Genomic DNA, 25059 nt, shown 5'->3' on the forward strand with positions numbered 1-25059 from the left:
CCGAAAAATCAAACAGCACAACCAAACCACACGGACGCACCACTTACCCTACGTGGCATTGATCTATAGCGGCAGCATCGCGAGCTGGGTTTCGTTGTAGTGTTCGGCGGCTTCGTTCCAGATGTGGTCGGAGACCGGGTCGATGCGGTCGCTGAGCCGGGTCACGGCCTCGGTGGGAGCCGGTGCGGCGCGTTCGGCGTCGGTGAAGAACGGGGTGTTGCGCCAGGCAACCAGGGTGTAGAGCCGTTATCGAACGGGCGGGTCGGCGCCGGTGTCGTTCGACGAACGGGTGGTTGCCGGCGTGTGGGCGCGCGGTTACGTCCGCCCGGTTCGGTACGTCTTGTATGACGTGGGGCGAGCGAGGAAGGTAACAGTGGACGAGGATCAGTGGCTGGCCGACCGGTTCGAGGCGCAGCGGTCACATCTGCGGAGGGTTGCGCTGCGGATGTTGGGTTCGGCAGCGGACGCCGACGACGCGGTACAGGAGGCATGGCTGCGGTTGAGCCGTTCCAACGTCGATGAGGTGCGGGATTTGGGTCGCTGGCTGACGACCGTGGTGGGCCGGGTATGTCTGGACATGCTTCGGTCGCGGGCGACGCGGGCAGAGCAGGCGCTCGATGCCCCCGTAGAATCGAGCGCCGAATTCGAGACCTCCGACAGTGATCCCGCGCAGGAGGTGGTCTTGAGCGAGTCGGTCGGTCTCGCGCTGCTGGTAGTGCTCGATATCCTGACGCCCGATGAACGGGTCGCGTTCGTGCTGCACGATGTCTTCGCCGTACCGCACGCTGAAATCGCCCCGTTGATCGATCGCAGCGTCGGGGCAACGAAAATGCTCGTGAGCAGGGCGCGGCGGCGCGTCCGGAACGCCGACACGGCTGCCCATCCCGACACCTCCCGCCAGCACAGCCTCGTGCAAGCGTTCCTCACGGCCGCACGGGAGGGCGACTTCGACGCGCTGCTGGAACTGCTCGATCCCGATGTCGTCTTTCGTGCCGACGCAGTGGCCCGGCAGGCTGGGGCTCCGGCCGACCTGGACGGGGCCGCGGTGTTGGCGAGACGGTTCTGTGGGCGAGCCCGCGGTGCCCGGCTCGCGCTAATCGACGGAGCTGCCGGCGCCGCCTGGGCACCCGGCGGCGTTCCGCTCGGCGTGTTCATGTTCACCGTAACGGACACGCGCATCGTCGCCATCGAACTTGTCGGCGAACCGGAACACCTCGCGCGGCTCGCGCTCACCGTCCTCTGACCAGAGCGCCTCCACCTGGTCTTCGGCGCCCGCCTGGTTACCTTCCATGCCGCCGATTCGTCAGTCCCTGTGAGCGGCTCTTCGGCGAGCCGCCGACCAACACTCAAACAGGCCAAGGGGAAAACCATCATGGGACATGTTGCCGAACCGATCGTGCCACACTGGCTGCTCACGGGATTGTGCTGGCTTTTGGGCCTGGAGCTCGTGTTGTTCGCCCCGCTCAAGTTCTATCCCCGTGGCATCGGCAGTTGGCCCTCATACCTGGTGAAATTTCGCAATTGGGGTTTTCCGCCCTGGTTTTCATTCGTCGTGGGGGCCGGTGAAATCGCCGGCGGCATCCTCCTGCTGCTACCTTCGCGGAGGTTCCTCGGAGCAGTGATCGTGATCATCATCCTGGTTGGTGCCATGGTCACTCACCAAATCAACCACGACAAACTCTCCGACAGCATCTCCGCGCCGACCCACTTGCTTCTGGCAGTGGTTATCGCGTTGTCCGTCTGGCCCGCAGACTGGCGAGACCCGCTGACGTACACCACCCTGCAACCAGGACACCATCCGGCGATCGTGTCTGCGATCGGCCCCGTCGGGTCGCCGCACCGACCAAGCATCCTCGCCCGCCCGGTAATCGACCGGTCGACCGCCGTCACCGCGGATTGACCCCACCACTGGTCCAGCGGCCGATCGGTCGATTACCCGAGCGGCGGGTGCGCGACGCGGCGGCTACCCCGAGCCCCCTGACGCCGAGCAGGTGGCGACACCCCGCCGCCGCAGCATCAGCAGCCACATCACCGCACACCGAATATATTGTGCAGCCGGCCCCACTGGAAGATTGCCACGATGGCGCCGTACGCCGCCCCGATCGACAGCAGGTTCATGACCACGGCCTTCGATGCGAAGCGTTGCGTGCCGGATCGACGTGGATGGGCGAGGCGTGTGCCACATCGGGGTCGGATGTCACCGCCTGCGCCAGAGCCTGTGGCCCGCTCCCGGTGAATGAGTCCGCCCCGTCATCGGGGACCGGCCACAAGCACCACAACGTGAGGGGACAGTGGTGCTCGCAGATCGTCGGCGCCCGCCCGATCGAGGAGCGGCCGTCAGACGCCGAAGACCGCAGTGTCGCAGGACATCTCGAAAGCGATCTCATCCTCGGCGGCAAGACAAGCCAGATCGCCACTCTGGTCTGCCGCAAGACCCGTCACCTGACGATCGTGCAGCTCGCCGACCGCGGCCCCAAACCCTCGCCCCCCTCGTCCAGCGCTACGCCGACATGCCCGCCCCGATGAAACGTACCCTGACCTGGGATCGGGGCATGGCGATGGCCGACCACCGGGCGTTCGCCGCGGCCGCCCGCGCACCCCGCACCAACTCCCGACGCTGAGCCTCGGTCACCACCAAATCCGGACCCGACCTCGGCCGCCCTGTCCTCACCACCGCCGAATCCTACAATTAACCAACGAATTTCAGGCGCAGAACACTAGGTCTTGTCTCCCAATAGTTTGAGCCATTCGACTACGAGGGCCATGACGACGCCTGCACGGTAGGTCAGCGCCAGCTTGTCGTAGCGGGTGGCGACGGCCCGCCACTGTTTGGCCTTGTTGAAGGCCCGTTCGACGACGTTGCGTCCCTTGTACGCCTCCCGGTCGAACGAGGGCGCCCTGCCACCGTCACGGCCCTTGCGTTTCCGATTGGCGAGCTGATCGGCACGCTCGGGAATGACAGCTCGTATCCGTCTGCGGCGCAGCAGTTTCCGATTCGCTGCCGACGAATACGCCTTGTCGCCGAGCAGTGCGTCCGGATTCGTCCGTGGTGCCCCGCCGCCGAGGCGGGGCACCCTGACACCGTCGAGCACCTCACCGAGAAAGGGACTGTCGCCGGCCTGACCGGGCGTGATCAGCACCGACAGGCCGCGACCGGCACCATCGGTGATCAGGTGGATCTTCGTCGTCAGCCCGCCACGAGACCGGCCGATCCCGTGATCGGCAGGCTCATCGAGCAGATTCGTGTAATTCGAGGGAGCCCCCTGTGTGGCGGGCGGCGTTCGCACCGTGCTGGTGAACCCGCACGATCGTGGTGTCGATCGACGCCACCCAGTCCAGATCACCGGACACGTCGGCCAGCGCGGCCAACGCGATCAGCACCTTGTCCCACGTCCCATCAGCGGCATAGCGGCGATGGCGCTTCCACACCGTCTGCCACGGCCCGAACACCGCCGGCAGGTCCCGCCACGGCCCGCTGACCCGCAGCCGGTACAGCAATCCCTCCACGATCAGGCGGTTGTCACTGAAGTTACGGCCCACGCGCCCTTCGGATTTCGGCAGCAGCAACTCCAGAAGCTCCCACTGCGCATCCGTCAACACCCGAAACCGATCACCAACCACAACCACGACGACCATGCTGCCGCACCGCCACCGATCTATTAGGAGACACGCCCTAGCCGCCGTAGAGTCGAGTGAAGTCCTGACCTGGATCGACGTTGGGCACCGTGTAATCCGACGCGCTCCCCTCGACATGGGCCTGCTCGGTTGAAGGGACGGGTTCGGGAGGCAGCGTGCGCCACTTGGCGCGCGGATCAACGGCCTGCTTTTGATCATCGCTCGTCGACATGATGCCCTCTCCGACTCGCATCGCCGCCCGCGCGGCGACAAATTGTCCTGCTGCCGTGGGATTTCCGACACGACCAGCAGTGTCCAGGTTACCAAGTAGCCGATCGAGGTAGCGTGAGATACAGGCGCCATTGCACCCTCGAGGCCGGATCAGGGTGTCACGATCGGGAATGTCGGCTCGAAGACGTCCAGGACCGCACCCAGTTCCTTCAACGCCACCGGATCGCCGTCGAGCTGGATTGCCTTGCTCGATGAGAGCCTCTCGGCTACAGCCGGTTTCAGCAGAACACCGGTGAGGGCTTGTTTGGGGCCGGTGACGGTCAGACGCGCATCGGCAGCGTGTCCGCGGCGTGCGTTGAGAACCCCTCGCTTGATCCACAGCGTCCATTGTTCGCCGAGGTCGGTGAAGTCCAGGTTGATCGTGATATCGGAGTCGGCAGCCTTATCGCCGATGATCTGTACGGCGAGGAAGTCCAGTAGGAGCTCCACCGGCATAGCGAGGATGGTGTCCTGGCTGGCGGTCACGTACGGCGGCGGTTGCACGCCCAAACGCAATTCCTTTGCCGCACTGAGGAAGATCCCGCGCCACTGCGGGCCCTCGGCCTGATAACCCATCTGCTCGTAGGCATCGGCTTGCAGCTCGCGGGCAGCGGTGTTGTCCGGGTCGGCGAAGACGAGTGTGTGCAGGATTTCGGTGGCCCATCGGTAGTCACCGGCCTCGAATGCGCGCTTGCCCTCGGCGAGAATGGCGTCGGCTCCGGCGAATTCGACGAACCGGTGCGCGGATTCCACCGGGGGATGCGGGTGCAGTGAGACCGGGTCGCCGTCCCACATGCCCAGTTCCTTGGTGAATACCGCGCGCACATCGTGGTGCAGGGTGCCGTGATAGCCACGGTTGGCCCAGTTCCGGCGCAACTCCTCGGGTAGTTCGATGACCTCGGCGGCCTCGAGCGGGGTGTACCCCTTGTTCGCCAAGCGCAGCGCCTGGTCGTGAATGTATTTGTAAGCATCGCGCTGTGATTCGATGAACCCGGTGATCTGCTCGTTGCCCCAGACCGGCCAGGTGTGCGGGCCGTAGTGCACCTGCGCCTCGTCGCCCCAGCGTTCGAGGGTCTCGTCGAGGTAGCGGGCGAAGTTGCGGGCATCGCGGGTCCGTGCGCCGCGCAGGGTTTGGATGTTGTGCAGTGAGTGGTTGGCGTTTTCCGCACAGGTCAAGGCTTTGAGTTGCGGTATCCAGATGTGCATTTCCTCCGGAGCCTCGGTATCGGGGGCGTAGAGGAATTCGAACTCGATGCCCGCGATCTCCCGTTTGGTACCGGTCTCGGTGATCAGATCCGTGGGAGAAATGTAGGACACCATCGGGCCGGCGGTGCTCACGATGCCCAGACCGCAGGTGATGTGCCCGTGCGCGTTCAGATCCAGCAGGCCACCGAAGGCGTAGAAGCTGCGTCGGGCCATGGCGTTACCGGCGATGACGTTCTCCCCGAGCGCATGCTTGTCGAACTGGTGGCCGGGCGCGATGATCGGCACCTTCCCCGACGAGACATCCTCGGCACCGACCACGCCCTTGACGCCGCCGTAGTGGTCGATGTGGGTGTGGGTGTAGACCACCGCCGCGACGGGCTTGTCGCTGACGTGCTCGCGAATCATTTCCATGCCCTGGCGCGCGGATTCGACCCCGGCCATGCAGTCGATGATGATCAGTCCGTCCTCGCCCTCGACCACGGTCAGGTTGGCGATGTCGTTGTTGCGTACCTGGTAGAGCCCATCGGTCACTTTGTACAGGCCACCGTGGCGAATGATCTGGCTTTGGCGCCACAGGCTCGGGTCCACCGTGTCCGGTGCGGGGTCCTCATCGCCGATCCAGTCGAAGTCTTGCGGATCGAAGATCACCGTCCCGTCGTCCTTGGTGACGTTTCCCGGCAGCTCGGCGATCAGCCCGCGGCGGGAATCGGTGAAGTCCTGCGTGTTCCCGAGGTCGTAGAGCGCGGCCGCATCGCGGTTGACCTGCGCGGTGTGCGTCGTCGCGGGTTTGGGCCGGTAGCACATGCTGACTCCGTTCGCGGGGGAGAGATGTCTCGCTCGACACAGTCAGGCTAACCTTCAGCAATCACAATTGGGTCACCCGAAAGAGGTGAACACGCCCTGCGAATCCGCACGCAGAGCGGACCTCGGAGCCCTCGACAAACGCACTCAACTGCCGCTGGTCGCGTGCATGATCATCCGAGAGGACGCAATACTGAGATGTCCGACAAAGCCGGCAGCAACAGCGACCGGACCGGGAAACGACCGGTGAAAAACCCACCGGATGCCACTGTGGAGATCCGCACCATCGACGGCAACGAGGGCCTGCGCCTGGCCCGCCGGCAAACGAAGGTCTTCCACGAGATCATGCAATGGCAGCAAGAACGCCAGCAGTGGAGTGTTCCCGGTTGAATGGACACCGGATCAAACCGCGATCTGACTGATTTCCCTGTATCCTGGGGCATATTCCCGGGGTGTCAAATAGTTGAGCGTAGAATGCCTGCGTTGCACGTTGTAGTAGTTCTCGATCCAGTCGAATGTCGCCTTCCGAAGCACCTCCACCGACGGCCACGGCCGAGTGTGGATCAACTCCTTCTCGTAGGTCGCGAACAGCGATTCCGAAACGGCATTATCGAAGCATGATCCAGTCCGGCCGAGGGGCCAGTGGACGCTGTTCCGGCGGCAATATCGGTCAAATTCTCGCGAAGTATATTGCGCGCCGCGATCGCTGTGAAAGATCACACCAGGCTCCGGCCGGCGACGCCCCAGAGCCATTTCCAGTGCCTCGACGACCAGGCCGGTGCGCATATGATCGGCGACGGCCCACCCGATCACCGACCGGTCGTGCAGATCGATTACCGTGGCCATATAGGCCCACCCGGACCAGGTTTTCACGTACGTGATGTCGCCACACCAGCGACGGCCCGCACCGTCACCGGGTACGAAGTCCCGGCCGATGAGGTCCGGTGCGCCGACCGGCCTCGCACCCGCAATCGTGGTCCGCCGGAACGGTTTCGGGTGCCTGCCACGCAGGCCCGCGGCCCGCATCAACCGCCACCCCCGCTTGCGCGACACCCGCCACCCGGCCACGGCCGGACCTGCATGGATACGGCGCACGCCCGGATTACCGCGCAGTTTCTCCGATATCGCCCGGATCAGTCCGGTCAACGTGACATCCTCCCGGTCGTGGTCGGACGCGCCACGGCCACGCCACGCGTAATACCCCGGCCGGGAAACACCCAGCTCCCGGCACGTGAACTCGATACCGAAACCTCCGGATTCGACCCGGCCCGCGATCGCAGCGAACTTTACCGCTGGTCTTTCGCGAACCAGGTCGCAACTTTTTTTGCGAACGCGACCTGCATCTTCAACTCCGCGTTCTCCGCACGCAAACGCTCCAACTCGGCCCGCTCCGAGTCGGTCAAATCCTGGCCGGCGGATTCATCGCCGCCGGATTCCTTCGCCTTCTTCAACCAATTCCTCAACGTCATCTCGTGGACACCGATATTTCGTGCCACCTCAGCCACCGGCCGACCTTCATCCCGAACGAATCCTACCGCCTGAGCCTTGTACTCATCGGTGAACCTCCGCCGCGTCGATCCCACCACTGAACTCCCGTACTACCGGGCGGCTTTGGCCCTCGTGTCCACCGAACCGGGAACGGTCCAGCCGCGGCCCTGATCACCCTTGCGGGCAAGGGATATCACGGCAGCGACTGCGCCTTCACCATGGACAAGGGCCGTGACAAGCCGGCCTCGGCGGCGAAGCCGAAGAGAACGACGAGCTGGCCGCGGAACTTCAGCGGTTGGTGCGGGACAACTACTCCAAGCACGCCTACCCGCGCGCGGTCCACTTATCGACGCGCTTCCGAACACCCCCAGCGGCAAGATCCAGCGGTACCTGCTGTGGCAGCGGTGACCGGCGCCCGTGTCACGGTGTGTCGCGTCGGTCTGGATCTCACGTTCGGCCCGCCGTCCCATCATCGGGTCGCCACCGGCTACGGCTTCACCCTTGCCGGCCTGCCACCTGTTGCGCCGCGTCACCACGTCGGCAGCCGTCCGACAGTTACAAGGGACCGCTTCAGAGCAGGCCCTGGCCGCGGGCGTTGGCGATGAGCTGGACTCGGTTCCGGGCGCCGAGCTTGTGCATCACGGTGCGCAGGTAGGTCTTCACGGTGTTCACCGACAGGTTCAGCTCGGTGCCGATTTCGGGATTGGTATGCCCGGCCGCGACCAGCCGGAGCACGTCGTATTCCCGGGCGGTGACCGGCGCGGTCGACGACGCGGGCGCGCCGGTCCGAAAGGTCCCGGTGCGGACGACGCTGCGGATGGCGTCCCGGATCGTCTTGCTGCCCGCGTGTTTCACCAGGATCCCGCAGGCGCCGGCGGCCAGCGTCGGTGCCACTGCGGCGTGTTCGGGAAATGCGGTGAACAGCAGAATGCGGCAGTCCGGGCTGGCCCGGTGCACCGCGGGCACGACGTCGGCGGCGAGACAGTCGGGCAGCCGCAGGTCGAGCAGCACGACGTCGGGCCGTTCCGCGGCGCAGACCGTCACTGCTTCCGCACCCGTGCCGGCGTGGCCGACGACAACCATGTCCGGGTACCGCTGTAACTGCGCGGCGACGCCGTCGTGGACGACGGGATGGTCGTCCACGATCACGATGCGGGTCAGCACGGCAGCCGGGCCCGCCAGATCGTGCCCCCGTCCGGATCGGACACGACCCGGACGGAACCACCCAACCGGGCGAGCGCTTCGGCGGTGCTGGTGAGTCCGAGGCCGGGCGCGTAGTCCGGCCGCAAGCCCACGCCGTCGTCGTGCACGGCGATCGTCAGCCAGGGATCACTTCGTCGCACCGATACTGTGACGGCGCTGGCGTGCGCGTGCTTTTCCACGTTCAGCAGGGCTTCGCGGACCGCGGTGAGGAGAACGTCCGATCGGGACGGGGCGAGCTCGGGCGGTTCCTCGTCCAGGATGACGAGCTCCGCGGGTAGGCCGGTGCGGTCGGCGAAGGACTCGCAGTCCGCGCGCAGCGCGACCCCGAGCGCGAGCGCGGCCGGCGACGAACGCAGCGTGCGCAGCGAATCGCGCAGGGCCGCGGTCGCTTCCGCAGCCTGCCTTTGCAACCGGCCGAGCCGGGCGCGCAGTTCGGGGTCGGTCTGGTTGGCTTCGGCGAGATCGGCCATACCGGAACCGATGGCGAACAACAGCGCACCCACGCTGTCGTGCAGGTCGGCCGCTATCCGCCGACGTTCCTCGTGGACCGCGATCTCCCGGCTCAGCCGGGCGCGTTCGGCGACCGAAACCGCCAGCGCCGCCTGGGCCGCGATCGCCGAGGCGCGTTCGATGTCACGGTCGCCGAACGTTCCGTCCTCGCGGGGGCCGAGGGCGAGGACGCCGAGCGGTTCGCCGTCGCGGAGCAACGGGACGGCCAGCACCCGCCGCACCTTTTCGGTGGCCATCTGGCGATCGAAGTCGTGGGTGATTTTTTGGCTGCGGAAGTAGTCGTCGACCCATTCCGCGCGCCCGGCCCGGAACACCTTGCCGGTCAAGCCCGTGTCGGGCGGCACCCGCAGCGCGCGGAGCACGCCTGTCCAATCGCCGGTGACCTGTTCCAGTGTCAGCACACCGTCCGCGTCGGGACGGGCGGTCCAGGCCACATCCGAGCCCTCGGCGAGCAGCGCCAGGGCGCGCCGCAGCGCCTCGCCACGGTCCAGCGCGGCAAGCAGGTCGGTGTACTGCTCGTCGAGTCGGACAAGCGGGTGCGCTCGCATGTCCACATCAAACACTGCGCGCCGGTGTCTGTCACGGCCGGAATTCTTCCGCCGCTACACCCATTCGGGTGTGCCGGGGTCGTCGCCGGTCTGTCAGAGTCCGGTCATTCTCATCGGTGCGAGGAACGAGGCGACCTGTGCTTGACGTGACGATCGAACACGACGTGCCGGCCACCAGGCGCGACGGTGTCGTCCTGCGGGCCGACGTCTACCGCCCGGCAGCGGACGAACCATGGCCGGTGCTGTCGAGCCCACCAGTGATCCCGGCTCCGGTGAAAGGTCAGCGGGCGTGAACAGCAGCACGGCACAGTCCTACGCTTCCGGCACTTCCGACGTGCCGCTGCTCGGCGACACCATCGGGGACGACTTCGACCGCACCGTCGCCGCGGGCCCAGACCGGGAAGCCCTGGTCGAGGTGCCGACGGGACGGCGGTGGACCTACGCGCAACTGCGCGACGACGTCGACGTCCTCGCGCTGGGTCTGCTGGAGACCGGCGTGGCGAAGGGCGACCGGGTCGGGATCTGGGCACCGAACATGGCCGAGTGGACGCTGCTGCAGTACGCGACGGCGAAGATCGGCGCCATCCTCGTCAACATCAACCCGAGCTACCGGACGCACGAACTCGAGTACGTGCTGACGGAGGCCGGGATCTCGGTGCTGGTGTCGGCGCGGGAGTTCAAGACCTCGGACTACGCCGGAATGATCGAGGAAGTTCGCGGGAACTGTCCTCAGCTGCGTGCGGTGGTGCTGATCGGATCCGGCGACTGGGACGGGTTGCTGGCGGCAGGCCGAAGCGGGGAAGCGGCCCGGCTGGCGGCGGCGCAGGCGGCCTTGTCCCCGGACGACCCGATCAACATCCAGTACACCTCCGGGACGACGGGTTTCCCGAAGGGCGCGACCCTGTCGCACCACAACATCCTCAACAACGGGTACTTCGTCGGCGCGCTGTGCGGCTACACGCCGGAGGACAGGGTGTGTATCCCGGTGCCGTTCTATCACTGCTTCGGCATGGTGATGGGCAATCTGGCCTGCACCTCACGCGGCTGCACGATGGTCATCCCGGCACCGGGCTTCGACCCCGGGGCGACCCTCGAAGCGGTGCAGCGAGAGCGATGCACCTCGCTGTACGGCGTGCCGACGATGTTCATCGCCGAGCTCAACCACCCGGACTTCGCGAACTACGACCTCTCGAGCCTGCGCACCGGGATCATGGCCGGGTCGCCGTGCCCGAGCGAGGTGATGAGGCAGGTCGTGTCCCGGATGGGCATGGAGCAGGTCACCATCTGTTACGGCATGACCGAGACCAGTCCCGTCTCGACCCAGACGCGCATGGACGACTCCCTCGAACTGCGCGTCTCGACGGTCGGGCGGGTGCACCCGCATCTGGAGATCAAACTGGTCGACCCGGTCACCGGCCTGACCGTGCCGCGCGGCGAGGCCGGAGAACTGTGCACCCGCGGGTACTCGGTGATGCTGGGCTACTGGAACGACCCGGAGAAGACCGCCGAGGTCATCGACGCCGCACGGTGGATGCACACCGGCGACCTCGCGGTCATGGACGCCGACGGGTACGTCGACATCACCGGCCGGATCAAGGACATGGTCATCCGCGGCGGGGAAAACATCTACCCGCGCGAAATCGAGGAGTTCCTCTTCACCCACCCCGACATCGTCGACGCGCAGGTCATCGGCGTGCCGGACGTCAAGTACGGCGAAGAGCTCTGTGCGTGGGTCAAGGTCCGAGACGGAGCGGGCGAGGTGACGGCCGAGAGCCTCCGGGCCTTCGCCACCGGGAAACTCGCGCATTACAAGATCCCGCGGTACGTCCTGGTCGTGGACGACTTCCCGATGACCGTCACCGGGAAGATCCGCAAGGTCGAGATGCGAGAAAAGTCCGTCCAAGTCCTCGACCTGGGCGACGCCGCCGCGAGCAGGAACGCGTGAGTGCTGATCAGCCGACGACCGGTCGGGAGCCTTGCGGGCCGGGCCAGGTACTCGTTGTCCTCGACGTGGTGCAGCACCGCCGCGGACACGCGCTCGCGACGTGAGTGCGGAACGTTTCCACAAGCTCAACGATTCCGGTCTTTCCGACGAGGATCATCTGCGGCGCCAGCATGAACTCCTGAGCGACCGGATTGTTCGCCATCAAGCCATGGTCGCGCTGATCGACAGGGAGCTCAGTGCCCGTAAGGCCGGTATCACCCTCACGCCTGCCGAACGACTCGAGGTCTTCGGCGGCGACCGTCTCGTCGACACCGCCGACGAAGCCGAGCAACGTTGGGGCGGCCTGCCGGAGTTCGTCGAGCGACAGCATCGAAGCAGCCGATACACCAAACAGGACTGGCTGGCTCTGCGCGCCGAACAGCGCGACATCCACCAGTCACTCGCCGACGCGATGCACGCAGGCACTCCACCTGACGATCCGGCAGTCACAGACCTGGCAGAACGACACCGCCGACACCTCGAACGCTGGTTCCACGACTGCGATTTCGACACACATCGCCGCTTGGCCGAGGAGTACCGAGCCAATCGCAGACTCGGACTCAACTACGACGACATGGCCCCTGGACTATCGCAGTACATTCACGACGCGATCCTGGCGAACTGCCGCCGCGCCAGTGTGTCGCCGCCGGGAAAGCAGACCCGCACAGAGGCTGGCAACAGCAGACGCGGGTGCACGAGGTGCTCGCCCTGGTCTACGGCAGCACCATGCTCGCCCTCGAACTCGCACATCAACGCACTCTCGCCGAGATCGAACTGCGGCTACGTCGCGAGCTCGTCGACGATCTCGCCGCCGGCACCGACAACGACCGTGCCTACGCCCGCGCAGAAGCGTTGGGGCACGACCTGCACGGAACGCACTACGTTGTCGTGGTGCACAACCCGGGCCGCGCCGACGATGCGATCGCAGACGCCGCGAGCCGCGCCGCGTCGGCGCTGAGCCTGCAATACATCCAGGGCCGCCACAACGGAACGGTCGTGCTGATCACCGACCGCAGACCGGATCCAGGCGCCTTCCACCACGCGATCCACGAACGCCTCGACGCCACACCGATCACCATCGGAATCAGCGATCGATGTAAGCAGCCGTGCGATTTCGTGCGCTCGTTCGCCGACGCACACCGGGCCGTCCACATCCGGCTGAAGTCGCGAATCCCGGACGGCGCGACGGCATTCGAAGAACTCGGCTTCTATCGTCTGGTCGACGCCGCGCACGCCGACGGTCAGGTCGATCGCTTCGTACGCGAATGGCTCGGCACACTCCTGGACTACGATGTCACCCGGCATTCGGATCTCGTGTACACCCTGGCCCAGTATCTCGAATGCGGCGGCAACTACGACGATTCCGCCGACGTACTACACATCCATCGCAGCACCCTGCGCTATCGCCTCGGCCGCATCCGCGAACTCACCGGCTTCGACCTACGTGATGTGAATATCCGATTCAATCTCCAAGCCGCAACGCGCGCATGGCAATTGCTGTCCCCGGGCTGACCCGTCGACATAATCCACTGCTCACATCGCCGCCACGGCCGCCTCGGCGACGGCTTTGTCCTGCTCTCCGGTGCCACCGCTGACGCCGACCGCGCCGACGACCCGGCCGTTGCGCCGCAGCGGCACACCGCCGGCGAAGATCATGATGCGCCCCCCGTTGGAGGCGTGTATCCCGTAGAACTGCCCTCCCGGACCCGCGTCGGCCGCGAGGTCCTCGGTCGAGATGTCCAGCGCCCGCGCGGTGAACGCCTTGTTGATCGAGATGTCGATGCTGGCGATCCAGGCACCATCCATGCGCACGTGGGCCACGAGGTTGCCGCCGGCATCGACCACCGCGATGTTCGACGGCGACTCGATCTCCTCGGCTTTGGCCTGTCCGGCGGCGATCATCCGCTGCGCATCGTCGAGGGACACCGAGGTCTGGTTCACTGTCATGACCCGCTCCCTCGGGGCTTCGCGAACAGCTCGACGACCGCCCGACGGGACGCCCCGGCGGCGGTCGATATCGCGATCCGCTTGCCCCGCAGTGTCGTTGCCATGGTTGTGCTCCTCTCGGTCCGGGACGCCTCACGGATGCATGACGACCTTGGTCCATCCGTCGTCCCGGGCATCGAAATGCTGATAGCCGGACTCGGCCTCGGCCAGCGGGAGTTCGTGAGAAACGATCCAGGACGGTGTGGCCCGGCCCTGGTGGATCAGGTCGCGCAGCTGCCGGTTGTAGTGCTTGACGTTGGCCTGTCCGGTACCGATCTTCTGCCCCTTGAACCAGAATTTGCCCATGTCGAAGGCGATTTTGCCGTTGCGTTCGAGTTCGTCGGGGCCGTGTCGGTCCTGCGGCAGGAAGATGCCGACCACGCCGATGTGGCCGGTGAAGCGCACCGAGTCGACGAGCCGGTTCATCGTCATCGCGGCGTCTTCGTGACCTTGCGGGTCGTGCGCCTGGTACCCGACACATTCACAGCCCTTGTCGGCACCGTGCCCGTCGGTCTGATCGAGGACCTGCTCGACCGGGTCGCCGGTGGAGTCGTCGATGGGTACGGCCCCGATCTGCTCGGCGAGCCGCAGCCGGTCGGGGTGCCGGTCGACGATCATCACCTTGCTCGCGCCCTGGATCATCGCCGAGTACGCCGCCATCAGACCGACCGGCCCGGCTCCGTAGATCACCATCGAATCGCCGGGTTGCATGTCGGCCAGGCGAGTGCAGTGCCATCCGGTGGGAAAGATGTCGGAGAGCATCACGTAGTCGGTTTCCTTGTCCGCGGCATCCTCGGGCAGCCGCAGACAGTTGAAGTCGCCGAACGGCACCCGCAGATACTCCGCCTGTCCGCCCCAGAACGGTCCCATCCCCGCGAAACCGAATGCGGCGCCGGCCATCTTCGGATCCGGATGTACCGTCAGGCAGAACGCGGTCAGACCTTCCTCGCAGTTTCGGCAGAAACCGCAGCCGATGTTGAACGGCAGGCACACCCGATCCCCAGGTGAGACCTTGACCACCGCATTGCCCACCCCTGCCACGATCCCCAAATTCTCGTGACCGAGGACCATCCCGGGCTCCAGATCGGTGCGGCCCTCGTACATGTGTAGATCCGATCCGCAAATATTGGTGCTGGTGATCTTCACCAGCACATCGGTCGGCTCTTCGATCCTCGCATCGGGCACATTTTTCACATGGACCTCACGTGGCCCGTCGTACACCAGCGCTTTCATCTCGACACTCCCTCACATGCGGCGTTTCCGGTTGATGCCCGGCAGGCGGTGACATGCGAGCGACCGACCGAATGAACATTGCTGCCGGGGCAGACAACGCGACTGCGCGCGGAATTGGCGACCATATCGGGACGTTGGCACACCGCCATGTTTCACAATACGGCCGATCAGCAGTGGGCGCGTTCCCGGCGTGGGATTCCCTCCACCAAGGAGTCTCCTCTTTCGGCTCCACGATCGCTAGGGGGGTCGATATTTTTCTATTGATTTGCGGGGCTCGATCGGCTCCTTTCCTGCAACGGTTGCCGAGTCGTCGCCAGCAGATCAGTGCTGCGGCGAGGTCGAGGAATCCGTGATGGATGTCGGTGCGTCATTCCCATCGGATGGCCGGTTCGGTGTACACGCTGGGGTAGTCGTATCCCTCGTCCGTGATCAGGGTGGTGAGCCGGTGGCGGGGCGGCCCCGGCCGAGCAGTGTGGGTGACACCAGGTGATCGTCGACATTGGCCGCGGACAGCGCGACGGCGAGCGGGAAGCCGTTCGCGCAGATCATGTCGCGGTGTTCGGACCCGGTCTCGGCGCGGTCGACCGGGCTGGGACCTGTTGCGGCGCACCTTTTTTCGCCCGCACGCGCGAGTCGGCGTCGATCAATCGGGCCGCATCGGCACGCACGAGCACGGTTTGATGGATCCGTTCGACCCCCCCGGCGGCCTGCCGGCCCATCCGGGATATCGACGCCGTTGATGTCGCTGGTTCGATCCCGGCTGGGACCACTCCGACAGTCATATTCGTAAGTCGCACGACCGACGGTAAGCCGGTCACCGGTTGCAGTGTCACCGAGATCCTCCCGTCGGCGTTGTTCGGCGAATCATGTTGCGGTCCAACGTATCCGGGTGCCCGGCCCGGCAGGTCCGGCGCTGGGTGCGCGTCGGGCGACGGTGGACCGCAACGATATCGGCGGAACCGGGCGATCTCCACCCGCGTCCGGCTCCGTCACGAGATTAGCGGCAGATCCCGATCGGAAACAGAAATATTCTGTGAGTTGGGAGTTGCGACAATCCGTTTCGCTGCCGCTGCGCACTCGGGCACATCGCGTCGTGATGAAACGGTGATCGTTATTTCCGGTACCTCGCACCGGAACATACCCGGGTAGGTTCGCCTGGTTGACACGTATATCGGAGGTGTCTAGGTTCGAATTGCCCGACCGTCGTTCGTGTGCTCCACCCTGCGGACGATGTCCCGTGCGGCGGCATTTCCGTTGCCGCACGCGGATATCTGCTCGAGTGTGGTACCGGAGGTCGAGAATCATGTCTGTCATCACCCGTCGTTCCTTCCTGGGCGCAGCCCTGGCCACGGGACTGGCCGTGCCGGGCGCGGGACGCGCCGCCGCCGAGGGGATCGCGGCCCGGGTCGGGCGAATACGCGTGGTCCGGGAGGACCATCGGGTGATCGTGATCGGCTCGGGCTTCGGCGGTGGCGTCACCGCCCTGCGGCTGGCCGAGGCCGGAGTGCCCGTGCTGGTCCTCGAACGCGGGCGGCGCTGGCCGACCGGGCCGAATTCGGAGACCTTTCCGCACGCCTCGGCTCCCGACAAACGCATGCTCTGGTACAAGTCGGCGCCGGAACTGTTCGGCCGGTCCGTGGGGTTCGATCCCTATCCGGGCCTGCTCGAAACCGTGCTGGGCGACAATATGACGGCATTGTGCGCGGCCGGTGTCGGTGGTGGCTCGCTGATCTATCAGGGCATGACCCTGCAACCCGCGAAGGAGGCATTCGAATCGCAGCTCCCGGCGGAATTGGATTGGGAAACGATGAATCGCGTGCACTATCCGCGGGTGGCGCGCATGCTCGGGATCGCGGTCGCCCCCGACGAATTGATCGGCACCCCGAATTACACGGCGGTCCGGGTCTTCGCCGACCACGTGCGCCGGGCCGGGCTGCCGCTGTCGAAGATCCCGATGCCGATCGACTGGAACTACGCGCTCGACGAGATCCGCGGCCGGATGAAGCCGTCCTACACCAACGGCGACGGTGCGCTGGGAGTCAACAACGGTGGCAAGCATTCCGTCGACGTGACGTATCTGGCGGCAGCCGAGGCCACCGGCCTGGCGCGGGTCGAGGCCCTGCACCACGTGACCGATATCGAGCGCGCGCCGGACGGCCGCTGGATCGTCCACGTCGAGCGCATCGACATCGCGGGCACGGTCGTGGAGAACAAAGTACTCACCACCCCGGCGCTGGTGCTTGCCGCCGGCAGCCTCAACACCACCCGATTGCTGATGCGGGCCGCCGCCAAGGGCCGGATTCCGGATCTGCCGGACGAGCTGGGTGGTGGCTGGGGCACCAATGCCGACCGCATCTACACCTGGACCTGCCTGGATTCCGATTTCGGCGCCGTGCAGGGCGGCCCGGTCGTGTACGGCAGTCTGAACTGGGACGATCCGCGGACGGCGGCGACGGTCATCCAGGCGTCGATTCCGCCGATGGGGCTGGATGCCCGCACCACCATGCTCGTCGGCTACGGCGTGAGCGACGCTCGAGGCCGCTTCGTCTACGATTCCGCCGCCGACGACGCCACCTTGCAGTGGGCGCACGAGGGTGACGCCGTGGGGCAGAACGGCTGGATCGGTCCGCTGGTGCGGCGGGCGGCGGGGCCGACCGGTCTGCTGTTCGACACCACCGCGGTCGCGCCGTCGACCTGGCATCCACTCGGCGGAGCGAACATGGGTCCGGTGTGCGATCCGGTGGGCCGGGTGCACGGACAACGCGGGCTGTATGTCCTCGACGGCGCCCTGATCCCGGGCAATTGCGCGGCCTGCAACCCCTCGATGACCATCGCCGCCGTCGCCGAGCGTGCCCTGGACGAGATCGTGAAAACCGATGTCGGCACCGTTATTTGACGCGACCGCCGGGTGGCAGGGGCCGGGCCGGGGCATCCCGTTCGGGCTGGATGGCGCGGGTCGTGCGGGCCAGCAGCGCGGCGCGCAGCCGCCAGAGTCCGAACACATCCGTGGGCTCGAGCCCGGTGAGTTCGTGGATGCGCCGCATACGGCGGGTCACCGTCGCCAGGTGTAGTCCCAGCGCCTGTGCGGTCTGGGTGCGGATTCCGCCGCTGCCGATGTGCTGGGCGAGGGTGGCGAGCAGTTCGGGCTCGGCCTCGAGCGGATCGAGAACCGCGGCGATCGCCTCGCGGGCCGACCCGTCCTGTGCGAGTTGGTGTTCGAGGGCCAGGTCGGCGAAGCGGTACAACCCGGGGCCGAGGTCCAATTGTTCGACGAGATCCAGGAGTTCGTGCGCGTGCCGGCGTGCGGCGGGCAGTTCGGGTACCGGCGCGCGGACCGCTGCCGCGGTGAAGGTGAGGTCGGCGGCCGCGGCCGCCGACCCCAGCACCTGGTCGAGGTGGTGCTCCGGTTCGTACGCGGCGGCGGGAATCAGCACGGTGCCACCGGATTCGGCGGCGATCGACAGCACCGCGCCGCGGCGGGCCCGCAACTCCCGCAGCAGGCGTCGCATCGGCGCGACGCGGGCGGGTGCGGCCGCCACCGGTGCGAGTTGGACGGCGACGACCTCGTAGGTGTCGGCGGTGGTGGTCCGGACCTCGGTCGCGGCCGTACCGGCATCCAGTGGCGCCGCGCCGATGCCGAGTACCGAACAGGCCAGCGCCCGGTCCGTTGCCGGCGGGGCCGCGAAATATGTCTGTAGCCATGGGTAGTAGGCGCGCAGCACCGAGCGCGGCAAGCCCGCGGCGGCGGCCACGATCATCCGCAACTGCCGCAGCAGCGCCGTCGTCGGCTGCGCGGAGAGCTGTTCGATCACCGCACGCAGGCCGTCCTGCAATGCCCGATGCGCCTCCAGATGGGTCAGGCCCGCGTTGGCCCACCGGTTCGCCGCCTCGTACACGATTTCGCCGAGTTCATCGGCGGTGGTGTCCTCCCGGATCGAGGCGACGAAGCGTTCGCACAACAGGCGGGCCTCCGTACGAGCGTCGAGTACCGGCTGTGTGGGCGGCCGGTGTGCCGGGGTCCGGCGCGAATCGTTGTGTGCTGCCGTGAAATCCATACTGCACCGGATGGTTTCTGCGCTGGGAGTCTGCCGACTCTTGCAGTCGGCCGTGGTGCACACGGCCGTGGAGCGAGCCGTTATTGAGCAAATGCACAAACTCAACGCTCCCCATCCTGGCTCCAACTGTCAAGCATTACCCGGCGCATCGGCGCATACAGGCAGATGTCGTTGCCGCGCCGCCGGATCCGGCTCATTCGCCGAGGAGGACGGTGGGGCGCCGGTGATCCGACTGTGCGGATGTCCGAGGCGATCGAAGCGCGATCACACGGCGCGGCACAGCCCCGAGGCCGGAGCGGGGGCTGTGCCGGTTCGGTGTCGCGGCCGGTGGGTCAGTGCTGGATGTCGGTGGCGGTCTCGCCGATGTCGCCGATGACGCCGCGCAGGTGGGCGCGGCCGTCGGCGAGGGCGTAGGTGACTCCGGCGATGGCGCAGGTGCCGTCGGTGACGGCGGTGGCGATGATCGTGGAGCGTTGCATCAGCAGTGCGCAGGTTTCGGCGACGTGGCGGGCTTCGAGTTCGTCGACGCCGGTGAGTCCTTCACGTCGGCCCATGAGGATCGAGGGGGTGACGCGCTCGACGAGGCTGCGGATGAATCCGCCGGGGACCGCGCCGCCGTCGAGGGCGTCGATCGTGGCGCGGACGGCGCCGCAGCTGTCGTGGCCGAGGACCACGATCAGTGGCACGCCCAGGACCGCGACGCCGTATTCGATGGAGCCGAGCACCGAGGCGTCCAGGACGTGTCCGGCGGTGCGGACGACGAACATGTCGCCGAGGCCCTGGTCGAAGATGATCTCGGCGGCGACTCGGGAGTCGCCGCAGCCGAACAGGATCACGTGGGGTTGCTGTCCGTCGACGAGGGCGGCGCGGTCGGCGGCGCCTTGGCCGGGGTGTTGCAGGGTGCCGGCGACGAACCGGTCGTTGCCGTCGCGCAGTGATTTCCAGGCGGTGATCGGGTTGGTTCGAGGCATATGTCCGATCTATCACATGCGATGTTCGTACTGATGGTCGGAGGCGTGCCCACAGCCGATGCCGCAGCGGTCACGCGAGTGCGCGGGTCACGATTTCTTGCTGGGGATGACGATGACCACGATGAGGGTGAGGATGCTGAAGAACAGGCCCAGAATGCCCCATCCGAGCGGGTTGCGGCCTTTGGCCGCGGCGATGCCGCCGCACACGAATGCCGCGATGATGCTGCCGATCGCGACGAAGATCCCTTTGATTCCGCGCAGGATGAATCCGGCCGCTTCGGGGTGGGTCTGCGCGGCGAGCATCAAGGCGTTCATGGCTCGGCTCCTTCTGCTGGACGGTGTGGTCTGCGAGGTAGTACCCAGAATCGACGCCACGCACCCCGGCGGCACTGGTTGCCGTCGGTGGTGGCGGCGAAAAGCTTCGCGGGACGGTGACCGGCCGGGACCGGACCGTGCACACGCGGACGGCTTACCACATGGCGTGCAGCCAACTGCTGCCCCCCTCGTGCCGTGATCAGTGGTTACCGTGAACGGGCATCTGTCCCGGTTCGCGCGGGGTTCGGAATCTGGTGGCCCAGTGCTTCCGGCTAGTCCTCGCTCAGCGCGTCCAGCATCGCGCGCAGCGCGGCGTGCAACCGGTCGGGGTCGGGTAGCGAGGTGCCGGCGGCCTCCTGCATGCCGATGCCGAGGGAGAGCGCGAAGATCAGCCAGGTGCCGGTGTCGGGATCGGCGGTCGCGGCGATCGCGTCCCTGATCCAGGTGTGCCGTTCGCGATGGATCTCCTCCAGGCCCGCGGCGATGTCCGGATCGTGGCGGGCGGCCGCGGCGGCGTCGACGTCGAGCAGCCGGATGTCGCGGCTCCGCTCGTCGTACATCAGATCCAGCCCGAGTTCCGGATCGGCCAGTGCGGCGGTGAAATCGGGTTCCTGTTCCCGTTCGCTGTGCTTCCAGCGGATCACCTCGATCAGCAGCTGGCCCTTGGACCGGAAGTGGCCGTAGAGAGCGCCTTTGGTGAGGTCGGCCGCGGTGGCGATGTCGTTCATCGACACCGCGCTGTATCCGCGTTCGATGAACAGCTGCGCGGCCAGATCCAGCAGGCGGCGCCGGGTGCCGGCCGCTTTCGGGGTCCGTGGCGGGGGTGGCGGAGTGAACCTCTGGCGCGCGGTTCCCGAGGTGGTCGACGCACTCATCGTTGCTCCTCGCCTGATGGCCGGCCGAACGGCTCCCGACCCCGAATGAAAGCTACCACCAGACTAATTTCGTGGCAGTTGCACCGCTACGTTCTGTACCATCGGTATAATAAACCGTCGGTAGGAAAATGTCGGAGAGTGAGGTCCCGTGTTCCGCACGTCTTTCAACGACGGCTGGCAGGTCAGGTCGAAGCCCAACCCGTTCGCGGAGCTGGCGGGGGAGGCCGTGCCGTTCCGTGGTGTGACGGTGCCGCACGATGCGGTGGCCGAGCTGTCGCGCGACGGCGGTGAGGAGGGGGGCGTCGGCTACTTTCCGAGTGGGGTGTTCGAGTACCGCAAGACCTTCACGGTGCCGCCGGAGCAACGGGTGCTGATCGAGTTCGACGGTGTGTACCGAGATGCGATGGTCTACCTCAACGGCGCCTACGCCGGTCAGCGGCCCTACGGGTATTCGCAGTTCCACATCGATGTGACCGCGCTGCTGAATCCCGTCGGGGACAACGAGATTCGGGTGGAGACCCGCAATCGTCAGGACTCGCGCTGGTACAGCGGCGGTGGGATCTACCGCGACACCTGGCTGCTGACCGGCGGGCCGGTGCGGATCGCTCCGCACGGGTTGCGCGTCGCCACTCCCGACATCGATGCCGAACGAGCGGTCGTCGAGGTGACCGTCGCGGTCGCCAACGACACCGAGACCCTGCGTACGGTCCGGCTGGTCACCGAGATCCGTGACCGGGACGGGACGCTGGTCGCCTCCGACACCACCCCGGTGACCATCGCGCCGCACGAGCCCGCCACCGCGCGCCGGCGGCTGTACGTGGGCACGCCGCTGCTCTGGCACCCCGACACTCCCGATCTCTACGAATGTGTCGTCACGCTGGTCGACGAGGGGGCCGAGATCGACCGGGACAGTGCCGGATTCGGGATCAGGACACTGCGGCTGGACCCGGTGCACGGGCTGCGGATCAACGGGGACACCGTCGAACTGCGCGGCGCCTGCATCCATCACGACAACGGGCCGCTGGGTGCGGCGACCTACGCGCGCGCCGAGCGGCGCCGGGTCGAGATCCTGAAAACGGCCGGGTTCAACGCGATCCGGATGTCGCACCACCCGATGAGCCCCGCGATGCTCGACGCCTGCGACCGGCTCGGCATGCTGGTGGTCGACGAGGCCTTCGACATGTGGACCTCGGCGAAGAATCCGTTCGACTACAGTCTGAGTTTCGCGCAGTGGTGGGAACGCGATCTGGAATCCTTGGTGGACAAGGACTTCAACCATCCCAGCGTCGTCCTGTACTCGATAGGCAACGAGATTCCCGAGGTGGGAAGCCCCGCCGGGGCGGCCTGGTCGCGCCGGCTGGCCGAGCAGCTGCGGGCCCTCGACGGCACCCGCTTCGTCACCAACGCGGTCAACAACATGCTCGCCGTGATGGACGAGCTGAAGAAGCGCGCCGGGCGGACACTGTCGGAAAGTGCCGGGATCAACACCCTGATGGCGGATCCGGGCGAGCTGATGAACCTGGTCGCGGCCTCCGAGCTGGTCGGCGAGCGGACCGCCGAGGCGTACTCGGTGCTCGATGTGGCCGGTATGAACTACTCCGAAAGTCGTTATGCCCTGGACGCGGAGCTGTTCCCCGGCCGGATCATTCTCGGCACCGAGACCTTTCCGACCCATATCGACGGCAACTGGGAGTTGGTACGCCGCCACCCGCACGTGATCGGCGATTTCACCTGGACGGGCTGGGACTATCTGGGCGAGGTCGGTATCGGCAGACCCCAGTACGCCGGCGAGGCCGGTGAGCGGCCGTCGTTCGCCGCGCCCTACCCGTATCTCGTTGCCGGGTGCGGGGACATCGACATCACCGGCCACCGGCGGCCGGTCTCCTACTACCGGGAGATCGTGTTCGGGCTTCGGGCCGACCCGTACATCGCCGTGCAGCGGCCGCAACATCACGGGGATACCTTCACCGGAACCCCGTGGGCGTGGAGCGACAGCCTCGCGAGCTGGACCTGGCCCGGCTTCGAGGATGCGCCGATCACCATCGAGATCTATTGCGACGCCGACGATGTCGAACTCCGGCTGGACGGTCGCAGCCTGGGGTTCCGGCCCGCCGGTCCGGGGCATCGCTACCGCGCGACCTTCGAAACCGTCTACCGGCCCGGCGAACTCGTCGCCCTCGCCTATCGGGACGGCGTCGCGGTGGGTAGCTGCACGCTGCGCAGCGCGACCGGTGACCGATCGCTGTGGGCCGAGCCCGAGCGTCCGGTGGTGACCGACACTCCCGGTGATCTCGCGTATGTCGCGCTGACCGTGACCGATCGCGACGCGGCCGTGGACACCGCGGCCGATATCCCGATCACCGTCGAGGTCACCGGCGCGGGGACCCTGCTCGCGCTGGGCAGCGCCGACCCGGCCACGGAGGAACGTTTCGACACCGCCACCCGGCGTGCGTATCAGGGGCGGGTGCTCGCGATCGTACGGCCCTGCGGCGCCGGGGAAATCGGATTGCGTGCCACCGCCGTGGGCTACGACCCGGCCGAGGTCACCATCACCGTGACACCGGGACAGTGACATGCGGCTCCGTCGTCAGGAGGATGCGATGGACTGCTCGTGGCAGTACCCGCGGTAGGTCGGTGAGGTCCGCAGCAGCGACGCGTGCGTGCCGACGGTGTCGGCGCGGCCGTGGTCGACGACGACGATGCGGTCGCAGTCGCGGACGGTGGCGATGCGGTGGGCGATGATCAGCGCGGTCCGGCCGGTCAGCAGCCGATCCAGTGCGGTGAGGACGAGACGTTCACCGGCGGCGTCGAGCGCGCTGGTCGCTTCGTCCAGGACGACGACGGCCGGATCCTTGAGCATCACCCGGGCGATGGCGAGGCGCTGGCGTTGCCCGCCGGAGACGGTGCGGCCGCGTTCGCCGATCTCGGTGTGGATTCCGTGCTCCCAGCCGCGTACGAACTCCCAGGCGTTCGCCGCTTCGAGCGCGGCGCGGATCTCGTCGTCGGTGGCGGTGGGTTTGCCGAGCCGGAGGTTGTCGGCCAGGGAACCGCTGAGCAGGACGGAATCCTGGAAGACGACTCCCACGGCGTCGCGGATCGACTGCTGGGTGACCTCCCGCAGGTTCTGCCCGTCGACAGCGCGCCGGACCCCTGGAGCCAGAAGCCCCACACGGCAACGATATCGCCGAGGCCGAGGGTTCCCGACGCCGCGCGCCACGCGCCGGCGAACAGCAGCACGAACGGTGCGACGAATGCGAGGTGGAAGCCGAGCGTGTCCGCGTAGCGGTGTTGCAGCCGGGCCAGCGATTCGGTCCGGTCGCGCACGCCGTCGGTGCCGCGGTGCACCCGGCGCAGCGCGTCCTCCTCCGCGTTGAACGCCTTGAGCAGGGTGTGCACGCCCAGTAGTTCGGTGAGAGTGGCTGCGGTGCGGCCCAATTCAGCGCGAATGTCACGGGTGTGCCGGTGCAGTGTCGGCAGGATCAGCAGCGTCCAGCCGGCGGCCACCGCGAGCAGGGCCAGCGCCAGCGCCAGCATCCACAGGTCGACCCAGGCGATGAGTCCCACCGAGATGAGCAGCAGCGCGACCGCCCACCACAGCGCCATGCCCTGCACCAGCGTCGATTCCAGTCGCTCGATGTCCTGGTTGATCCGGCCGGCGATGTCGCCGAGCCGCGCGCGGTGGAAGAAGTCGACGGACAGGCGCTGTACGTGCTCGTACAGGGCCTGCCGGAGATTGTTCGCCCATCGGGTCGCTCCCCGGCGGGTCCAGGTGTGCGCGAAGTAGGCCGCGGTGAGGAATACGGTCGCCACGACCACCGCGGCCAGTGCGGGGGTCTGCCAGCCGGTGCGGAGGAATTCCCGCGAGTCGTGCTGAATCCGGTTGAGCACCACCCGGAACACCGCCGGTGCGAGGCTCTGCGCGGCGGCGTCGACGAGGATCAGCGCATACCCGGCCATCAGCAGTGGCCCGCCGTTTCCGGCCGAGGCGAACAGCATTCG

23 protein-coding genes and 4 pseudogenes are annotated in these 25059 nt (G+C 66.8%); 10 read left to right on the top strand and 17 right to left on the bottom strand.

The window, feature by feature from the left end; genetic code table 11:
- Nucleotides 1–373: 373 nt before the first annotated feature.
- Both LBW94_RS01775 and LBW94_RS01780 read left to right on the top strand, forming a co-directional pair.
- Nucleotides 374–1243 carry a sigma-70 family RNA polymerase sigma factor gene (locus LBW94_RS01775; RefSeq protein ID WP_225062753.1) on the top strand — a complete coding sequence of 290 codons (870 nt, stop codon included), beginning with the start codon at nt 374–376 and terminating at the stop codon, nt 1241–1243.
- Nucleotides 1244–1312: 69 nt separating this feature from the next.
- On the top strand, nt 1313–1900 hold the full coding sequence (locus LBW94_RS01780; RefSeq protein ID WP_225062754.1) for a DoxX family protein: 588 nt from the start codon (nt 1313–1315) through the stop codon (nt 1898–1900).
- Nucleotides 1901–2717: 817 nt separating this feature from the next.
- Here the strand turns inward: LBW94_RS01780 and LBW94_RS01785 are convergent.
- The 3 genes from LBW94_RS01785 to LBW94_RS01795 form a co-directional block, all read right to left on the bottom strand.
- Nucleotides 2718–3636, bottom strand: a protein-coding gene (locus LBW94_RS01785) for an IS5 family transposase (protein ID WP_266269559.1) whose coding sequence is annotated in 2 segments (ribosomal slippage) — nt 2718–3270 and nt 3269–3636 — 921 coding nt in all. Because the reading frame shifts where the segments join, the coding sequence is not laid out codon by codon here.
- Nucleotides 3637–3673: 37 nt separating this feature from the next.
- On the bottom strand, nt 3674–3847 hold the full coding sequence (locus LBW94_RS01790; RefSeq protein ID WP_225061828.1) for a hypothetical protein: 174 nt from the start codon (nt 3845–3847) through the stop codon (nt 3674–3676).
- A gap of 149 nt (nt 3848–3996) precedes the next feature.
- On the bottom strand, nt 3997–5895 hold the full coding sequence (locus LBW94_RS01795; protein WP_225061827.1) for an alkyl/aryl-sulfatase: 1899 nt from the start codon (nt 5893–5895) through the stop codon (nt 3997–3999).
- 195 nt (nt 5896–6090) lie between these two features.
- Between LBW94_RS01795 and LBW94_RS01800 the strand changes: the two genes are divergently transcribed.
- Nucleotides 6091–6282 (top strand): hypothetical protein, encoded by a 192-nt coding sequence (locus LBW94_RS01800; RefSeq protein ID WP_225061826.1) that lies wholly within the window; start codon nt 6091–6093, stop codon nt 6280–6282.
- A gap of 12 nt (nt 6283–6294) precedes the next feature.
- On the opposite strand, the gene LBW94_RS01805 is transcribed toward LBW94_RS01800, so the two are convergent.
- Both LBW94_RS01805 and LBW94_RS01810 read right to left on the bottom strand, forming a co-directional pair.
- Nucleotides 6295–7203, bottom strand: coding sequence for an IS3 family transposase (locus tag LBW94_RS01805; RefSeq protein WP_225061830.1), 909 nt, complete (start codon nt 7201–7203; stop codon nt 6295–6297).
- The gene (locus LBW94_RS01810) at nt 7179–7478 is read right to left on the bottom strand and encodes a transposase (RefSeq protein ID WP_323137782.1); all 300 of its coding nucleotides are present in this window, start codon (nt 7476–7478) and stop codon (nt 7179–7181) included. The genes LBW94_RS01805 and LBW94_RS01810 overlap by 25 nt, the downstream gene beginning before the upstream one ends.
- A gap of 167 nt (nt 7479–7645) precedes the next feature.
- On the opposite strand from LBW94_RS01810, the pseudogene LBW94_RS44335 reads away from it, so the two are divergent.
- A pseudogene (locus tag LBW94_RS44335) lies at nt 7646–7788 on the top strand (AMP-binding enzyme); the annotation flags it as partial.
- 162 nt (nt 7789–7950) lie between these two features.
- Here the strand turns inward: LBW94_RS44335 and LBW94_RS01815 are convergent.
- A complete protein-coding gene (locus LBW94_RS01815) occupies nt 7951–8523 on the bottom strand; it encodes a response regulator transcription factor (RefSeq protein WP_225061824.1) in 573 nt (190 codons plus the stop codon).
- 14 nt (nt 8524–8537) lie between these two features.
- Nucleotides 8538–9641: a GAF domain-containing sensor histidine kinase gene (locus LBW94_RS01820; protein ID WP_225061823.1), complete on the bottom strand. Its 1104-nt coding sequence runs from the start codon at nt 9639–9641 to the stop codon at nt 8538–8540.
- Nucleotides 9642–9778: 137 nt separating this feature from the next.
- Between LBW94_RS01820 and LBW94_RS01825 the strand changes: the two genes are divergently transcribed.
- Nucleotides 9779–9934 carry a hypothetical protein gene (locus LBW94_RS01825; protein WP_225061822.1) on the top strand — a complete coding sequence of 52 codons (156 nt, stop codon included), beginning with the start codon at nt 9779–9781 and terminating at the stop codon, nt 9932–9934.
- Nucleotides 9874–11586, top strand: a complete 1713-nt coding sequence (locus tag LBW94_RS01830) for an AMP-binding protein (protein WP_416276839.1) — start codon at nt 9874–9876, stop codon at nt 11584–11586. The genes LBW94_RS01825 and LBW94_RS01830 overlap by 61 nt, the downstream gene beginning before the upstream one ends.
- Before the next feature lie 7 nt (nt 11587–11593).
- On the opposite strand, the gene LBW94_RS01835 is transcribed toward LBW94_RS01830, so the two are convergent.
- Nucleotides 11594–12019 (bottom strand): hypothetical protein, encoded by a 426-nt coding sequence (locus tag LBW94_RS01835; RefSeq protein WP_225061831.1) that lies wholly within the window; start codon nt 12017–12019, stop codon nt 11594–11596.
- On the opposite strand from LBW94_RS01835, the pseudogene LBW94_RS44340 reads away from it, so the two are divergent.
- Nucleotides 11930–12187 (top strand): annotated as a pseudogene (locus tag LBW94_RS44340) (TipAS antibiotic-recognition domain-containing protein); the annotation flags it as partial. The gene LBW94_RS01835 and the pseudogene LBW94_RS44340 sit on opposite strands and share 90 nt — an antisense overlap.
- 128 nt (nt 12188–12315) lie before the next feature.
- Entirely contained in the window at nt 12316–13137 is an 822-nt protein-coding gene (locus LBW94_RS01840) for a PucR family transcriptional regulator (protein WP_225061820.1), read from the top strand.
- Nucleotides 13138–13158: 21 nt separating this feature from the next.
- On the opposite strand, the gene LBW94_RS01845 is transcribed toward LBW94_RS01840, so the two are convergent.
- Complete coding sequence (locus LBW94_RS01845; RefSeq protein ID WP_225061819.1) at nt 13159–13572, bottom strand: GlcG/HbpS family heme-binding protein; 414 nt, start codon at nt 13570–13572, stop codon at nt 13159–13161.
- A gap of 132 nt (nt 13573–13704) precedes the next feature.
- Complete coding sequence (locus LBW94_RS01850; protein ID WP_225061818.1) at nt 13705–14844, bottom strand: glutathione-independent formaldehyde dehydrogenase; 1140 nt, start codon at nt 14842–14844, stop codon at nt 13705–13707.
- 1303 nt (nt 14845–16147) lie between these two features.
- On the opposite strand from LBW94_RS01850, the gene LBW94_RS01855 reads away from it, so the two are divergent.
- Complete coding sequence (locus tag LBW94_RS01855) at nt 16148–17740, top strand: GMC oxidoreductase (RefSeq protein WP_225061817.1); 1593 nt, start codon at nt 16148–16150, stop codon at nt 17738–17740.
- Here the strand turns inward: LBW94_RS01855 and LBW94_RS01860 are convergent.
- The 4 genes from LBW94_RS01860 to LBW94_RS01875 all read right to left on the bottom strand — a co-directional run bounded on the left by LBW94_RS01860 (nt 17733) and on the right by LBW94_RS01875 (nt 21060).
- Nucleotides 17733–18899 carry a PucR family transcriptional regulator gene (locus LBW94_RS01860; protein ID WP_225061816.1) on the bottom strand — a complete coding sequence of 389 codons (1167 nt, stop codon included), beginning with the start codon at nt 18897–18899 and terminating at the stop codon, nt 17733–17735. The genes LBW94_RS01855 and LBW94_RS01860 overlap by 8 nt on opposite strands.
- A gap of 332 nt (nt 18900–19231) precedes the next feature.
- Nucleotides 19232–19870, bottom strand: coding sequence for a carbonic anhydrase (locus tag LBW94_RS01865; protein WP_225061815.1), 639 nt, complete (start codon nt 19868–19870; stop codon nt 19232–19234).
- 87 nt (nt 19871–19957) lie between these two features.
- Nucleotides 19958–20185, bottom strand: coding sequence for a deoxyribodipyrimidine photolyase (locus LBW94_RS01870; RefSeq protein WP_225061814.1), 228 nt, complete (start codon nt 20183–20185; stop codon nt 19958–19960).
- A 272-nt stretch (nt 20186–20457) separates the two neighbouring features.
- On the bottom strand, nt 20458–21060 hold the full coding sequence (locus LBW94_RS01875; RefSeq protein ID WP_225061813.1) for a TetR/AcrR family transcriptional regulator: 603 nt from the start codon (nt 21058–21060) through the stop codon (nt 20458–20460).
- Between the two features lie 148 nt (nt 21061–21208).
- Between LBW94_RS01875 and LBW94_RS01880 the strand changes: the two genes are divergently transcribed.
- Nucleotides 21209–23632, top strand: a complete 2424-nt coding sequence (locus tag LBW94_RS01880; RefSeq protein WP_225061812.1) for a glycoside hydrolase family 2 TIM barrel-domain containing protein — start codon at nt 21209–21211, stop codon at nt 23630–23632.
- Between the two features lie 15 nt (nt 23633–23647).
- Here the strand turns inward: LBW94_RS01880 and LBW94_RS01885 are convergent, their stop codons facing one another.
- The 3 genes and pseudogenes from LBW94_RS01885 to LBW94_RS01890 form a co-directional block, all read right to left on the bottom strand.
- On the bottom strand, nt 23648–23920 hold the full coding sequence (locus tag LBW94_RS01885; RefSeq protein ID WP_255635146.1) for a hypothetical protein: 273 nt from the start codon (nt 23918–23920) through the stop codon (nt 23648–23650).
- Between the two features lie 15 nt (nt 23921–23935).
- A pseudogene (locus LBW94_RS44345) lies at nt 23936–24277 on the bottom strand (ATP-binding cassette domain-containing protein); the annotation flags it as partial.
- Nucleotides 24271–25056: pseudogene (locus LBW94_RS01890) on the bottom strand (ABC transporter transmembrane domain-containing protein); the annotation flags it as partial. The pseudogenes LBW94_RS01890 and LBW94_RS44345, both read right to left, overlap by 7 nt.
- Between the last annotated feature and the right edge of the window lie 3 nt (nt 25057–25059).

Origin of the sequence: Nocardia sp. alder85J, assembly GCF_020176955.2 — a bacterium.
In the GTDB taxonomy this organism is placed as follows: Bacteria; Actinomycetota; Actinomycetes; order Mycobacteriales; family Mycobacteriaceae; genus Nocardia.